Source organism: Streptomyces sp. NPDC127106 (assembly GCF_042677605.1).
In the GTDB taxonomy this organism is placed as follows: Bacteria; Actinomycetota; Actinomycetes; order Streptomycetales; family Streptomycetaceae; genus Streptomyces.
The window spans coordinates 326,461-340,403 of record NZ_JBHXTC010000001.1; the positions used below are offsets into that span (position 1 = coordinate 326,461).

Here is a 13,943-nt window from a genome sequence, read left to right on the forward strand (position 1 = left end):
GCGCGGCGAAACGGTTCTCAACCCTGGCGGGTCCGCGCACGGACGAGCGCCGCGACGACCACGGCGGTCACCGCGAGGCCCCCGCAGGCGCGCCGGCAGCGGGCGGCTCCGTGCGAACCGGAGGCGAGCACGGCCCGGTTCGACCGGTAGGAGAGCACCGAGCGGTTCGACAGGGCGCTGAGCAGGGAGCCGGCGCTCAGCCAGGAGCCGGCGGAGCCGATGGACAGCGCGGAGCCGAGGGAGCCGACCGACAGCACGCTGCCGGCGGAGCCGAGGGAGAGCACCGAGCCCACCGAACCGATGGACAGCACGGAGTTCTTGGACCAGAGGGAGAGGAACGATCCGTCAGCAGCCGTGCCCGTCATGTGCCCCATGCGGTCATGCTGCCACACGGCCGGCCGCCCCGGGGGTCGTGGCGGGCTGCGTCCGCCCGCCGTCCGGGGCCGAACGGGTCAGCAGCAGCACCCCGCGGGCCGCCGCCACCGCGCCCGCGGCCGCGAGCAGCAGGCCGAGGGCGCCGCCCTGGAGGCGTTCGCCGAGCAGGACCATGCCGATCGCGGCCGCGGCCAGGGGGTTGGCCAGGTTGACCACGGCGAGGGGCGCGCCGAGTCCGCCCCGGTAGGCCCGCTGCGACAGGAGCATCCCGCCGACCGCGAAGACGGCGACGAGCCCTGCGACGGCGAGGACGCGTCCGCTGAGCAGGGCTCCCCCGCGGCCGCCCGCCACCGCCACCGTCTGGGTCAGCGCGGAGGCGACGGCGGAGGCCAGCCCGGACGCGGTCGCGTGCCGCAGCCCCGAGCGCACGTCCCCGCGTCCGGTCAGCAGGCCTATCGCGGCGGCGGTGGCGCCCGACACGGCGAGTGCCTCGGCCAGGGTGAGGGTGTCGTCCGGGGCCGGCCCGGAGGCCGGGAGCAGCAGCAGGCCGAGCCCGGCGACGGTGGCCAGGGTGCCGCGCCATTCGGTGGCGGCGACGCGGCGGCCGGCCCGGCGGGCGCCCACCGGGACGGCGGCGACGAGGGTGAGCGCACCGAGGGGCTGGACCAGGGTGAGCGGCCCGTAGCGCAGGGCGGCGGCGTGCAGCAGGGCGGCGGCGGTGTTCAGGCCCGCGGAGCACCACCAGGCGCCGTTGCCGAGCAGGGCGCGGGCGGTGCGGGCGACGGCGGTGCGGGCGAGGCGTTCCTGCGCGACGGCCGCGGCCGCGTAGGCCGCGGCGGAGGCGAGGCAGAGCGCGACGGCGAGGACGGTGGCGTTCACCGGCCGGCTCCGGTGGCTCCGACGGGCTCGGCGGGCGCGGCAGGCTCGGCAGGCTCGGCGGCGTGGCGGGCCCGCGGCAGGCGCCGTACGCCGGTGAGCGGCCGGGAGGGGACCTGCGGACGGGAGGGGACCTGCGGACGGGACGGGCCCTGCGGGCGCGGTACGGGTACGGGTACGGCGAGGAGCGCGGCACCGAGCAGCACGCCGGCGACGATCGCGTCGAGCCAGTAGTGGTTGGCCGTGCCGACGATGACGAGCAGGGTCAGCAGCGGGTGCAGGAGCCACAGCAGGCGCCACGGCGAGCGGGACCGGCCGGCCGCGATCATGCCGAGGGCGAGCATCAACGCCCACCCGAAGTGGAGCGAGGGCATGGCGGCGAACTGGTTGGCCAGGGTGTCGGCTGCCGGCGAGGCTCCGTAGACGGAGGGCCCGTAGGCCTGCCCTGTGTCGACGAGGTGCGCGGCGGCGAGCATCCGCGGCGGGGCCAGCGGGAAGGCCAGGTGCAGGGCGAGGGCGGCGGCGGTCAGGACGGTGAGGACGCGCCGGGCCCACTGGTAGTGGCTGGGTCGGCGCAGGTACAGCCAGACGAGGAAGAGCGCGGTCGCGGGGAAATGGACGGCCGCGTAGTAGGTGTTCGCGGCGTGGACCAGGGCGTCCCCGGTGGCGGCGCCGGTGTTCCCCGCGTCGTGCAGGAGCAGACGCTGAATCGTTTCTTCGCCCGGGAGGTGCAGGGCCCGCTCGGCGTCCCAGACCCGGGCCGCGTTGCGGAAGGCCTCGTCTGTGCGGTCGGTCGAGAGCAGCCGGCCCGCCTTGTAGAGGGCGAACAGGCCCGCGACGAGCAGCAGCTCGCGCAGGAGTCGGGGGGGGGGGGGGGGGGGGCGCGGCCGCCCCCCCCCCCCCCCCGGCCCCACAGGCGTGGTGTGGGAGGTCATTCCCCCGGTCTCGCTTCCTGTCATCGGGTCCCGTACGCGGGTGCAGCCCGTGGATGGCCGGTCGGGCGGTGGCGGGCGGGCGGTTGGTCTGGACCGCGCCGCTACCGAGACGCCAGTGTATCGATACATTCGCGTATCGATACGTCGGTGTACCGATACGCGGGCGTTCCTCTACACTGCGATGACGGAACCATCCGCCGCGGAGCCCCCGAGGAGAGCCGCACCCCATGACGTCGACGCAGCCCGCCGGGCGCCGCTCCAAGATCACCCCCGAGCGGGTGCAGGAGTTCTACGACGCCGTCCTGGACGAGCTGCGCGAGCACGGCTACGAGGCCCTGACCATGGAGGGCGTCGCCGCCCGGGCCTGCTGCGGCAAGTCCACGCTCTACCGGCAGTGGAAGACCAAGCCCCAACTGGTCGCGGCGGCCCTGCGCGCGCACCGGCAGGGCACCCTGGCCGCGGTCGACACCGGCTCGCTGGCCGGCGACCTGCGCGAGGCGGCCCGGATCGCCGCCGGCACGTCGGGGCGCGACACCCGGCTCACCCAGGCCCTCGGGCACGCGGTGCTCAGCGACGAGAAGCTCCAGACGGCCCTGCGCGAGGCGCTGGTCGAGCCGGAGCTGGCCGCGTTCGCGGCGATGGTGGCGCGGGCCGTGGAGCGCGGGGAGATCGTCCCGGACCATCCGGCCGTGGAGTTCCTGCCGGCGCAGCTCATGGGGGTGCTGCGGATCCGGCCGGTGCTGGAGGGGCGGTACGCGGACGCGGACTACCTGGTGCGGTTCGTCGACGCGGCCCTGCTGCCCGCCCTGGGCCTCGCCACCGACGCGACGCCCGGCACCGGCACCGGCTTCGGCTCCGACCGCGACCCCGATCCGCAGCACACGCCCGGCCCCGGTCCGCGGCCGGCGCCCCTACCGGACCCGGATCCGGCCCCCTGAACCGGTGGGCGCCCGTCACCGATGACCGGCGGGAGCCCGCCCCGCGCTGCCTCGTGGGGACGGCGGCAGCGCGCCGGCCGGACCGGGCGGCGGCCACCCGCGCGTGGGGGTGGCGGCCGCCCGGTCCGCACGGCCGGCCCCGCAGGACCGCGTCACCCCGGCCGGGGGCAGGGCCGTTCGGCGCCCATGGCCCGGACGAACTCCTCCGCATCGGCGTCGTAGCCCCGTACGACGGTGTCCAGCAGCCAGCAGTCCGCGCCGTCGCGGATGAACCGTGCGACCGTGGCCGCGGTGGCGTGCGGCACGGCCGCGAAGTCGGTGAGCGCGAGGTCGGTGTGGCCCTCGCGGATCCGGACGCCCGTACCCCCTATGGCGGCGAACGTCTTGCGCCGGCCGCCGCGCGGGCCGGCGCCCTGGATCAGCACGCCCACCACGACCCGCACCGACTCCGGCCGCATCCGGTCCAGTTCGAGGGTCATCACCTCGTCGTAGCCGAAGCCCTGGCCGGTGCGGCTGTCGCGGTTGAGCGTGATGGTGCCGTCGGGCGAACGGCTGCCGAAGTGGACGACCTGGACGGGCTCCCCGTACGGGTCGGCGGCGCCGTAGACCGCAGCCACGATGTCCATGTCGTTCGGGGGCGTCCCGCCGGGGCTCGGGTCCCACCGCAGCGCGACCTCGACCTTCGCCAGGCTCTTGCGTACTCCGCTCGCCGAACCGCTCACCGAACTCCCCCTCCGCTTCTCGGGTGTTGCCCGGCCATGCTGTCATGCGGGGGCGGCTCCGGCGCGGGTGACCGCATGTTCCCGGCCATGCGGGCTCCGGGGTGCGCGGCCCCGCCGGCGGCGGCAGGCCCTACGATCCGGGGACGACGCGTACGGTCTCCACCCAGTCCGGGGGCTGCGGGGGCCCTTCGCCGATCAGCGCGGCGATCACCCGGCAGGACGAGGGCACGTCGGGCCATGGCGTGAAACCGTCGGTCAGCACGACGACGATGTCCGGCCGGTCCGGCATCGCCAGCGCGGCACCGATCCCGACCCGCATGTCCGTCCCGCCCCCGCCGGCCAGCGCCACCTGGTCGACGCTGCTCACCCGGGCCACGGCCTGCACGTCCGCGTCGCACGCCAGCACCGCGACCCGGTTGCCGCGCACCCCCACCTCCCGCAGCACGCCGGTCACTTCGGCGAGCGCGGCGGCCAGGTCGTCCTCCCCCATCGACCCCGACGTGTCGATGACGATCGCGACCCGCGGCAGCGGCCTGCGCAGGCTGGGCAGCACCACCCGGCCGCCGAGGGCGGGCGTGCGGCGCGAGGGGCGCCGGTAGGTGTAGTCGACGGCTCCGGCCGCCCAGGCGGCGGCCTCCCGTACCGCTCCGGTCAGCGCGCGCCGCCAGTCGACGGTGGGCTCCAGCACCTGCGTCGCCCAGCGCTCCCAGCCGGCCGGGAGCGTGCCCCGGCTGCGCTGGTGGGCGCGCATGGCCTGGGCGGTCTGACGGCGCAGGGCCTCGGCCTCGACCGGGCTGATCCGGGCGGTGTCGCCGGTCTCCCCGAGCTCCCAGGGGGCCGGCACGCCGTGGGCGCCCGAACCGCAGTCGACGCGGTGCCGGGGGGTGCGCGGGATCGACGGCAGGTACGCCTCGAACATCTCCCCGGTGGGCAGGCCGAACAGCCGCGGCTCCATCCGCCCCTCGGGCAGCGCCAGCCCGTCGGCGAGGAGGTCGTCGTTGATCTCGCAGTCCTCGGCGATGTTGATCCGGACCTGATCGCCCTGGTCGGCGGCCGGGAGCCGGTCGGCCCGGCCGTGGTGGTCGCGCAGCAGGTGGGCCACCTCGTGGATCCACACGCCGGCCAGTTCGGCCACGGGCGTCGCGTCGACGAAGGCGGGCGAGACGTAACAGCGCCAGTGCCGGTCCACGCCCATGGTCGGGACGGCCGTCGAGGGGACCACCGTGAGCGCGTACAGGGCCGAGGCCAGGTAGGGCCGGGCCTCCGCCGCCCGGTAGCGGGCGGCGAGCAGCTTCGCCCGGTCCAGGCGGGCCTGCTCCGCGTCCACGGCCGTCAGCCGCTGCCGGGCAGTGCGCCGGAGAGCTGGAGCAGTTCGACGAACGCGTCGATGCCGGACGGTACCGGCCAGTCCAGGTCGCGCATCGCCGCGAGGTCGGCGGCGGCCCGGGCGGCCACGTCCGGCACGCCCGCGTCCACGGCCTTGGCGAGCACCGTCCAGCCGGCCTCCCAGCGCGGGCGGGTGAGCTCGCCCTGGACGGCCGCGACCACGGCGATCAGGAAGGCCAGCTGCCGGTCGCCGCGTTCGGGCAGGGCGAAGGCGTCCGGATCGGCGAGCACCCGGTCCGGGTCGGGCAGGTCCAGGTTCTCCAGGTACGACAGCAGTTCGATGCCGGCGGCCTCGCCGACGGCCCCGGTGAGCGCGGTGGCCAGGGCCTCCCGGCCGGCTCCGGCCGCGTACCCGGTGGCCAGCAGCCGCAGCGCCATCTCCCAGGTGCGCGGGGAGGGCCAGGCCCGGCCGCGGCCCTCGGCCTCGGCCGGCATGTGGTGGACGAGGCCCGGCCGGGCGGTCAGGAAGCCGGAGACGACGCCGCGGGCCCGGGCGACGGCACCGGAGACGCGGGTCGGGTCCACGGCCGGGAGGGCTACCTCGGGCCAGGTGCCGGCCATGCCGCGGGCTACGGTGCGCGGGCTGTGGGTCCAGTCGAGGTGGACGAACCGGTTGGCCAGCGGCGGGCTGAGGTGCCAGCCGTCGGCGGCGCTGGAGGGCGGGTTGGCCGCGGCCACGATCCGCACGGACTCGGGCAGGACGAGGCTGCCGACCCGGCGTTCGAGGACCACGCGCAGCAGGGCCGCCTGCACGGCCGGCGGGGCGGAGGACAGCTCGTCGAAGAAGAGCAGGCCGTGCCCGGTCCGGGCGAGGCGTACCGCCCAGTCCGGCGGGGCCATGGGAACACCCGTGGTGGCCGGGTCGTCCCCGACGATGGGCAGGCCGGCGAAGTCGGAGGGCTCGTGCACGCTGGCGATGACCGTCTCCAGCCCGATGCCGAGGGCATCGGCGAGCTGCTGCATGCCGGCGGACTTGCCGATGCCGGGCTCACCCCACAGCAGGACCGGCTGGTTGGCCGTCACGGCCAGGGCCAGCGCCTCCAGTTGGGGGTTGGTGGCGGGCTCGGTGCGGGTGGCGCGCAGCCGGGCGCCGAGGGCGTCGGCGGCGGCGAGGGCGTCGGCCAGGGGGCTGGGCGGCCGGGTGCTCATGCGTCCTCGTCCTCGTCGTCTTCGTCGTCCTCGGGGTCGGCGTACTCGGCTTCGCGCTCCTCCATGTACTCGTCGAACCACTCGGAGCCGATGTCGGGGTATTCCTCCTCGACACGCGCGCGCAGGAAGGCGAGATCGGTGCGCCGGTAGCGGCGGATCACCTGGGCCAGCGACAGCTCCATGTCGTCGATGACGTCGATCCGGGAGCCTGCCTCGACGAACGCCCGCACCAGATCGGCGGAGCCGCCGTTCTGGACGGCGACCTGCAGCGGCGTGAGGCCCGCCTGCGACTTGGTGTCCACGTCCAGGCCCGCCGCCAGCAGTCGGGGCATCAGCACGTCGTGGTCCAGGAGGTGGAGCACGTGCAACAGGGTGTGCCCGCGTCGGTCGCGGACCCGCGGGTCCGTACCGGAATCCAGGAGCGCGAGGACGCCCGGGGTGTCGCCGTGCTGGGCGCGCAGGAACAGGTCGCGCATCTCGGCCCGCAGGGCGCGCGGCAGCCGCCCCTCACCGGTGACCCAGTCGTGCTGCACGGCGAAGCAGCCGGCCACGGCGCCGCCGAACGCCCGCATGGCCCGCTCGCGCTGTTGCTCCTCGGCGGTGTGCCGGAGCAGGTCGAGCACGCCGTTCCGGGAGCGCACCTCGTGCCACTCGCCGCGGCAGCGGACCCGTACCGGCTGCGCCGGGGCCGGGGGCGGCGGGCCGGCGGCGGCGCCGGCCCCGGGGAAGAGGGCTGCGGCAACCAGCGGGTGCAGCTCACGCGGCGTGATCCGGCCGGTGCGGACCAGTTCGAGGTCGGGCAGCCGCTTCCGGGCGAAGACGGACAGCGTGGGGGCCTCCTGCGGCCTGTCCCAGCGCCCCGGGGCGATGGCGGACAGGCGCAGGCCGCGCGGGCCCATCGGCTCCACTGCCAGGTCACCGTTCCAGCGCACGGGAATCCGGAACCGGCTGCCTTCGCCGGCCCGCTCCAGTCGGCGTACCTCCGCTTCGAGGCGGGGCAGGTCGAAGACCTGGGTGGCCATCAGCGCCTGCGGTTCCGCCGGACGGCTGTACGTCGACCCGGACTCGGGGACGGTCAGGTCCTGCGCGACGCCGACGGCCCCGTAGGCGGCGTCGTACTCGCCGCGGGCCTGCAGCAGGGTGACCCATTCGGCGTGTGCGGCCTGGTCTGCCGTGCCGGGATCGGTGGTGGGCAGCTCGTCGGGGCCGAGCGGCGTGCCGTCCGGGCGGAAGAACGGCAGCCGGTCGGCGCCGGCGGTGAAGCGCTCGCGCAGTTCGGCGGTGTGCCGGGCGTCCCAGAGCGGCCGTGCCGCGATCCAGTTCTCGGGTGTGTAGGTCGCCCGGACGTGGTAGGCGACGTGGTTCTCCTCCAGGGGATCCACGGGGGTGCAGCGCAGCCGCAGCCGCTGCGCCCCGTCGGCCATCGGGCCGGTGGTGGCGCAGAGGACGGGCGCGTCGGGGCCGGTCCCGTAGCGGGCCAGCAGGACCCGCACGTCGGAGGCGACGGTGGTGCGGCCGCCGAGGAGGCGTGGCAGGTGCCAGCGGACCAGGTCGGGCGCGAGGTGGCGCAGGTCGTCCTCGACCGCCTCGGCGACCGACGGGCCGTGGTCCGCGGCGAGTTCGGACAGGTCGAAGCAGACGTCGACGGCGGCGGCCGCGCAGGCGGCCCGCCAGTCGCCGGCGAGCCGGTGCTCGGTGGCGCGCTCGATCATCCAGGAGGGCACGGCGTAGCGGCGGATCCGCCGCCAGGCTGCGAAGTCCTCCGGGAGGAAGCCGCCGGGCAGCCGGTCGAGGGCGCGGTTGTCGGGGCGCGCGTTCGCGTTCATCGGTACACGCTCGTGATGGCGCCGAGGTCGGGGTGGGCGCCGCGGGCGGGGCGCAGCCGGCCGTTGAAGGAGCGCTTCACCTTGCGGGGCAGGCCGGGGCCGAGGCCGACGTACTCCAGGGGCGAGCCGTCGGGGACGGCGGCCAGCAGGCACTTCGCGCCGCGCCCGGTGAGCCCGGTGTGGCGCAGTTCCAGGCGGCGCAGCGGGCTGCCGGGCAGGGCGGCGGCGAGTGCGTACGCCCCTTCGTCACCCGTGGCGTTGCCGGTGGAGCCGAGGCTGCGCTCGGACGGGGGGCGGCCGAGGTCGAGGGCTTCGATGCCGCCCAGGGCGTCGGCGAGGGCCCGGGCGCCGTCGGGCCCGATGCCGTTGCCGCCGAGGCCGAGGCGGACCGGGCGGGCGGGGTCGGCGGCCGCGGCGGCGGCCAGGACGGCGGCGCCCTCGTCGCCGAGGTGGTTGGCGGGGAGGTACAGCTCGCGGACGCCGGCGTCCCGGATGAGGGCGGCGAGCAGCGGGGCGTCGTCGGCGGTGAGGCCGTTGCCGCCGAGGAAGAGGCGCTCCAGCGGGATCTCGCGGGTGCGGAGGGCGTCGAGGAGGAGGCGCACGCCGTCGCTGCCGATGCCGGTGTTGACCAGGTCGAGGGTGCGCAGGGTGCGGTTGCGCCGGAGCAGGGCGGCCAGGGTCACGGCGCCGTCGGCGAGGACCGGATTCCGCTTGAGCCAGAGGGCCTTGACGGAGGTGTCGTCGGCGAGGGCGTCCGCGAGGGCGGCGACGCCGTCCGGTCCGATCCGGTTGCAGCCCAGGTAGAGGGTGTGCAGGCCGTGGCCGTCCGCGAGGGCGTCGGCTAGCGTGCGGGCGCCCTCGTCGCCGATGGAGTTGGTGCCGAGCAGGAGGTGCCGCGCGTGCGGGGAGCGGGCGGCGACGGCTGCGACGCGGGCGGCGCCGGCCGGCCCGAGGCCCTGCTTGCACAGGTCCACGCGGCCGTCGGCGCGCAGGGTGCCGATCGTGAAGCCCTCGTCGGCCGCGACCTCGTCGGCCGCGGCGAGGCGCGCGAGCAGCGGGTCGAGGCCGGCCGGGTCGGCGAGCGGCAGGTCGGGGTGCTCGATCGCGGGGCACCGTACGGGTATCGGCCGTGTCATCACCACTCCACCGGTTCCTTCGCCGGTGCCCGGCGTCCACTACGACTTGAAGAAAGACGCAAGACCGGTCGGATTCGAACCGACGTCCTCCAGCTCGATGCTTGGGCGCGACGACCTCTGCGCTACGGCCTTGCAGCGGCGATCATAGCGGCTTTTCGGCCAAAGTCGATCACCAGTTTGAATCCGTGGCCGATCGATTGCCGTTGGTGACGGACGAACCCCCGGCCCGACCGAGCGCGATGTCCGGATTAAATCCGATGTGCACCCCTTCGCCGGCAGGGGGGCATTTCCATCGACCCGCACCAAACGCGCCCCCAGCGCGTCCCCCTTCATCCCGTTCACAGCCGTAATCGCCACAGAAACGCCGGTCGAGCCGGATCGTTACCTCAAGTTTCGCTCAATTCCAGTGACACCGCGGCGGCGGCATTCCTAGCTTCCTCGTACACGCGTCCTCGACGCTTTTCACGTTCCCGCGGTTCCACGCGATCCGGCGATCCCGCTCCGCGTCCCGCGTCCCTAGGAAAGAGTGCACACCATGAGGGTTCCCAAGGCTGGTGCGATGGCCGTGGTCTTCGGCCTCGCCCTGACCGCCACCGGCTGCGGCGGCGACGAAGGCCCCCAGGGGACCCTGTCGATCGGCATCAAGTTCGACCAGCCCGGTGTGGGCCTGCGCGAGACCGGCGGCGTCTTCTCCGGCTTCGACGTGGACGTCGCCACCTACATCGCCAAGGAGCTCGGTTACAAGCCCGAGCAGATCGAGTTCAAGAAGGTCGACAGCTCCGACCGCGAGCTGCTGCTGCAGTACAACGAGGTCAAGTTCGTCGCCGCGAGCTACTCGATCAGCGACAAGCGCAAGGAGAAGGTCGACTTCGCCGGTCCGTACTTCACGGCCCACCAGGACCTCCTCGTCCGCGCCGACGACAACACGATCACCAAGGCCGAGGACCTCAACAACAGGAAGCTGTGCTCGGTCTCCGGCTCCACCTCGGCGTCGAACGTCAAGGAGAAGCTGGCGCCCAAGGCGAGCCTGCTGGAGCTCGGCGGCTACTCGGAGTGCGTCATCGCCCTCCAGGACGGCCAGGCCGACGCCATGACCACCGACAACTCCATCCTCGCCGGTTACGCCGCCCAGAAGGCCAACGCGGGCAAGTTCAAGCTCGTCGGGCTGAGCCTGAGCAACGAGAGCTACGGCATCGGCGTCAAGAAGGGCAACAAGGAGCTGGTCGAAAAGATCAACGCCGCCCTGAAGAAGATGGTCGCGGACGGCTCCTGGGACGCCGCGGTGAAGAAGAACTTCGGCCCGGCCTACCGCAGCGAGCCGGCTCCGCAGATCACAACGGGCAGCTGACGACGCCCGACGCGGTGGCGGGGTCCGACCAGTCGGCGTCGAAGGCGGCGTTGACCACCCACAGGCGTCCGCCGTGCACCGCCGCCGTCGTCGGCTCGTCGAACCGCGGGTCGGTGATCCGCTTCACGAAGCGGGCCCGCCGGCCGTCCGCGCCGAGCGCGAAGACGTCGACCGCGTAGTCCCAGTTGCGGACCACGTACAGGGTGCGCCCGTGGACCGCGAGACCGTCGCCGTTGGCCACGGACCCGCCCCCGTCGAGCGGAACCCGGGCCGCGGCGCCGGTGCGCGGGTCGACGCGGAACAGTGCCTGCGCGTTGTCGTTGACGACCAGCAGGGCCCGGCCGTCCGGGGTCCGCTCGATCCCGTTGGCGCCCCAGTGGCCACCGCCGGGCGGGGTGGGCACCCATGCGCCGCCGAGCGCCACGGCGCGCGGGGCGGCGGCCCGGTCACGGCCGGCGGGCAGGAAGTACAGGACGTCGTTGAAGGAGTCGGTGAACCAGGCTCCCCCGCAGCCGACCACGACGTCGTTGACGAAGGCGGTGCCGCCGACCGCCTGGTGGGTGGCGAGGACAAGGCCGTCGTCGGCACGGACGACGCGGATCTGCCCGCTGTCGCCGCCCGCCACGAACAGCCGGCCGTGCCCGTCGAGCTTCATCCCGACCGACATGGGGCCCTCTCCCCGGGTGATGATCCCGCCGGCTCCGGTGGCGAGGTCGGCCCGGTAGATCGAGCCGTCGATCAGGGAGCCGGTGTAGAGGAGCCCGCCGGCCGAGACGGCTATGCCCTCCGGCTGGAAACCGGGCGGGGTGGCGACGGCATCGGGGCGCGGGCCGGCGGCTCCGCCCGGCCCGCCGTTCGGCGTCCGCCCGGTCCCGCGGGCTTCGGCGAGCGGGGCGAGCGGCCCCGCGACCGCCGCGCCGGCCAGGACTGCCGCCGCGCCGATGAACCTGCGCCGGGCCAGGGATCCAGTCACGGTGCGTCCTTTCGGCCGCCGTGCGGACGGCGGTGGTCGGTGCGGTGTCGGTCGGGTCCTCCCCCACCTCAGCACACCACCGCCGTCCCGTCAGTCCCCGGCCCGGACCTTCACAAACAAAGGGGGAACGTCCCCTTCGCGACCGGAGGGTTCAGGCCACGGGGGCCTCGACGGCGAGGACCTTGAGGAACTCGCGCATCCACGCCGGGTGGTCGGGCCAGGCGCGCGCCGATACCAGCTTGTCGTCGACGACGGCCTCGGCGTCCTCGAAGTCGGCGCCGGCCGCCTTCATGTCCAGCTGGAGCGCCGGGTACGCGGTCACCCGCCGGCCGTCCAGCGAGCCGGTCGCCGCGGTGATCAGCGGGCCGTGGCAGATCTGGGCGATCGGCTTGCCGGAGGTGGCGAAGGCGCCCAGGATCCGCTGCACGTCCTCGTTGTTGCGCAGGTACTCCGGTGCCCTGCCGCCCGGCACGACGACGGCCGCGTACTGCTCCGGGTCCACGTCGGCGAAGGCCACGTCGGCGGGCCAGGTGTAGCCCGGCTTCTCGGTGTAGGTGTCGAAGCCCTCCTCGAAGTCGTGCACCACGAACCGCAGCTGCTTCACGGCGGGCGCCGCGATGTGGACCTCGTACCCCTCCTCGCGCAGGCGCTGGTAGGGGTAGAGCACCTCCAGCGACTCCGCCGCGTCGCCGGTCACGATGAGGATCTTCACTGCCATGGGCTGCTCCCGGTAAGGGTGTTCGCACGGTCGTGGTTTCGCATCCGCCCGGTCGCCGCCGGGCTCCGGCCACCCTGCCCGTGGGCCGGGCTCCTGCCAAGAGGGCCCTCACCCGATCGGATTACCCGGGGCGCAAGGAATGTCCGGGCTCCCGACACGCCGGCTTCACCTGTACGGCACATGACAATGTGACCCTCGCTCCGCCATCCACCTGACACCCCGCCGACTGCACCGGCGGGGACGGTGCGTGCGGAGAGGAAACCCCCACGTCATGACCATCTCCCGGAGAACCTCCTGGGCCGTCTGCATCGCCGCGGCGACGCTGATCGCCGTACCGGCCGCCGCCACGGCGGGCACGGCGCACCGGGCGGCGGGCGGCACCGGCACGGCCACCGCCTCGCAGGCCGCGGACACCACGGACGCCACGGACGCCACCGACGCCGCCGTGGACGCGTACTACGCGCCTGCCGAGGGCAAGACCGGAGCAGCGCTGAAGGCCGCGCTCCACGGCATCGTCAAGAACCAGTCCAGGATCAGCTACGACGCCGTGTGGAACGCGCTGAAGGTCACCGACCAGGACCCGGCGAACCCGAACAACGTCGTCCTCGTCTACTCGGGCCGCTCCCAGTCCAAGTCGACCAACGGCGGCGGCGCCAACGATTGGAACCGCGAGCACGTCTGGGCCAAGAGCCACGGCGACTTCGGCACCGCCACCGGCCCGGGCACGGACCTGCACCACCTGCGCCCCGAGGACGTCACGGTCAACAGCACGCGCGGCAACAAGGACTTCGACCGCGGCGGCAGCCCGGTCGCCGAGGCCCCCGGCAGCTACACCGACGCCGACTCCTTCGAGCCGCGGAACGCGGTCAAGGGCGACGTCGCCAGGATGCTGCTGTACATGGCCGTGCGCTACGACGGCGGCGACGGCTTCCCGGACCTGGAGATGAACGACCGCACCGCCAACGGCAGCGCGCCGGCGATCGGCCGGATCAGCGTGTTGAAGGAATGGAACCGGCTGGACCCGCCGGACGCCTTCGAGAAGCGCCGCAACCAGGTCATCTACGACGCCTACCAGCACAACCGGAACCCGTTCATCGACCACCCGGAGTGGGTCGACTCCATCTGGTGACCCCAGGGTTGCCCCCTAGCGGACCGGGTATTCGCAGGTCAGAGGCTGCGGCACGCACCCTGCGGCGGCAGCCGACGGAGGTCGTCATGGACGATGCCGGACTCTCCGACCGCGAGCAGCACGCCCTCTCCGCGATCGAGGCGGAGCTGAGGCGGGACCGCTCGCTGGACCGGATCCTGCGCTTCGGCCGACTGCGCCACCGTGCGATGGCGGCGTGCGCGCTCGGCGCGGTCGCGGTGGGGCTGCTGATCGCCGCCTCGGTCACCGTGTCCCTGCCGCTGATCTGGGGCTTCGCGGCCGCCTGGACCCTCACGGTGGCCATGGCGCTGCCCCTGCTCGCCCAGTGGCTCCGGCACCGCTGGCAGGTCCGCGAGCATACGGGCCGGCTCCGCGAGCATACGGGCCGGCCGGGCTAGGACGTTGCCGGCCGGG

General features: G+C 74.6%; 13 protein-coding genes, 1 tRNA gene and 1 pseudogene. 4 read left to right on the forward strand and 11 right to left on the reverse strand.

Annotated elements, in window-relative coordinates; all coding sequences use genetic code 11:
* Window positions 1-17: 17 nt before the first annotated feature.
* The 3 genes from ACFVGY_RS01335 to ACFVGY_RS01345 are packed head-to-tail and all read right to left on the reverse strand — an operon-like array spanning window position 18 to window position 2,186.
* On the reverse strand, window positions 18-374 hold the full coding sequence (locus tag ACFVGY_RS01335) for a hypothetical protein (RefSeq protein ID WP_385669092.1): 357 nt from the start codon (window positions 372-374) through the stop codon (window positions 18-20).
* Between the two features lie 4 nt (window positions 375-378).
* Window positions 379-1,254, reverse strand: a complete 876-nt coding sequence (locus ACFVGY_RS01340) for a hypothetical protein (RefSeq protein ID WP_385669095.1) — start codon at window positions 1,252-1,254, stop codon at window positions 379-381.
* A complete protein-coding gene (locus ACFVGY_RS01345; RefSeq protein ID WP_385669097.1) occupies window positions 1,251-2,186 on the reverse strand; it encodes a phosphatase PAP2 family protein in 936 nt (311 codons plus the stop codon). The genes ACFVGY_RS01340 and ACFVGY_RS01345 overlap by 4 nt, the downstream gene beginning before the upstream one ends.
* Window positions 2,187-2,413: 227 nt before the next feature.
* Here ACFVGY_RS01345 and ACFVGY_RS01350 point away from each other — a divergent pair.
* Window positions 2,414-3,001, forward strand: a pseudogene (locus ACFVGY_RS01350) (TetR/AcrR family transcriptional regulator); the annotation flags it as partial.
* Between the two features lie 275 nt (window positions 3,002-3,276).
* Here the strand turns inward: ACFVGY_RS01350 and ACFVGY_RS01355 are convergent.
* The 6 genes from ACFVGY_RS01355 to ACFVGY_RS01380 all read right to left on the reverse strand — a co-directional run bounded on the left by ACFVGY_RS01355 (window position 3,277) and on the right by ACFVGY_RS01380 (window position 9,475).
* The gene (locus ACFVGY_RS01355) at window positions 3,277-3,846 is read right to left on the reverse strand and encodes a TerD family protein (RefSeq protein ID WP_385669100.1); all 570 of its coding nucleotides are present in this window, start codon (window positions 3,844-3,846) and stop codon (window positions 3,277-3,279) included.
* Window positions 3,847-3,976: 130 nt separating this feature from the next.
* Window positions 3,977-5,182 carry a VWA-like domain-containing protein gene (locus tag ACFVGY_RS01360; RefSeq protein ID WP_385669836.1) on the reverse strand — a complete coding sequence of 402 codons (1,206 nt, stop codon included), beginning with the start codon at window positions 5,180-5,182 and terminating at the stop codon, window positions 3,977-3,979.
* Window positions 5,179-6,381, reverse strand: a complete 1,203-nt coding sequence (locus ACFVGY_RS01365) for an AAA family ATPase (protein ID WP_385669103.1) — start codon at window positions 6,379-6,381, stop codon at window positions 5,179-5,181. Before ACFVGY_RS01365 ends, ACFVGY_RS01360 begins: the two co-directional genes overlap by 4 nt.
* Window positions 6,378-8,207, reverse strand: coding sequence for an ankyrin repeat domain-containing protein (locus tag ACFVGY_RS01370; RefSeq protein ID WP_385669106.1), 1,830 nt, complete (start codon window positions 8,205-8,207; stop codon window positions 6,378-6,380). Before ACFVGY_RS01370 ends, ACFVGY_RS01365 begins: the two co-directional genes overlap by 4 nt.
* Window positions 8,204-9,343, reverse strand: coding sequence for a gala protein (locus ACFVGY_RS01375; RefSeq protein WP_385669109.1), 1,140 nt, complete (start codon window positions 9,341-9,343; stop codon window positions 8,204-8,206). Before ACFVGY_RS01375 ends, ACFVGY_RS01370 begins: the two co-directional genes overlap by 4 nt.
* A 59-nt stretch (window positions 9,344-9,402) precedes the next feature.
* Window positions 9,403-9,475: transfer RNA gene (locus ACFVGY_RS01380), tRNA-Arg, on the reverse strand.
* 403 nt (window positions 9,476-9,878) lie between these two features.
* Here ACFVGY_RS01380 and ACFVGY_RS01385 point away from each other — a divergent pair.
* Window positions 9,879-10,691 carry a glutamate ABC transporter substrate-binding protein gene (locus ACFVGY_RS01385; protein WP_385669112.1) on the forward strand — a complete coding sequence of 271 codons (813 nt, stop codon included), beginning with the start codon at window positions 9,879-9,881 and terminating at the stop codon, window positions 10,689-10,691.
* Here ACFVGY_RS01385 and ACFVGY_RS01390 read toward each other — a convergent pair.
* Complete coding sequence (locus ACFVGY_RS01390) at window positions 10,675-11,664, reverse strand: SMP-30/gluconolactonase/LRE family protein (RefSeq protein ID WP_385669115.1); 990 nt, start codon at window positions 11,662-11,664, stop codon at window positions 10,675-10,677. The genes ACFVGY_RS01385 and ACFVGY_RS01390 overlap by 17 nt on opposite strands.
* A 151-nt stretch (window positions 11,665-11,815) precedes the next feature.
* Window positions 11,816-12,382, reverse strand: a complete 567-nt coding sequence (locus ACFVGY_RS01395) for a DJ-1/PfpI family protein (RefSeq protein WP_385669118.1) — start codon at window positions 12,380-12,382, stop codon at window positions 11,816-11,818.
* 271 nt (window positions 12,383-12,653) lie between these two features.
* On the opposite strand from ACFVGY_RS01395, the gene ACFVGY_RS01400 reads away from it, so the two are divergent.
* Together ACFVGY_RS01400 and ACFVGY_RS01405 are read left to right on the forward strand one after the other, a co-directional pair.
* On the forward strand, window positions 12,654-13,511 hold the full coding sequence (locus tag ACFVGY_RS01400; RefSeq protein WP_385669121.1) for an endonuclease I family protein: 858 nt from the start codon (window positions 12,654-12,656) through the stop codon (window positions 13,509-13,511).
* 86 nt (window positions 13,512-13,597) lie between these two features.
* Entirely contained in the window at window positions 13,598-13,927 is a 330-nt protein-coding gene (locus tag ACFVGY_RS01405) for a DUF3040 domain-containing protein (RefSeq protein ID WP_385669124.1), read from the forward strand.
* Window positions 13,928-13,943 lie beyond the last annotated feature (16 nt).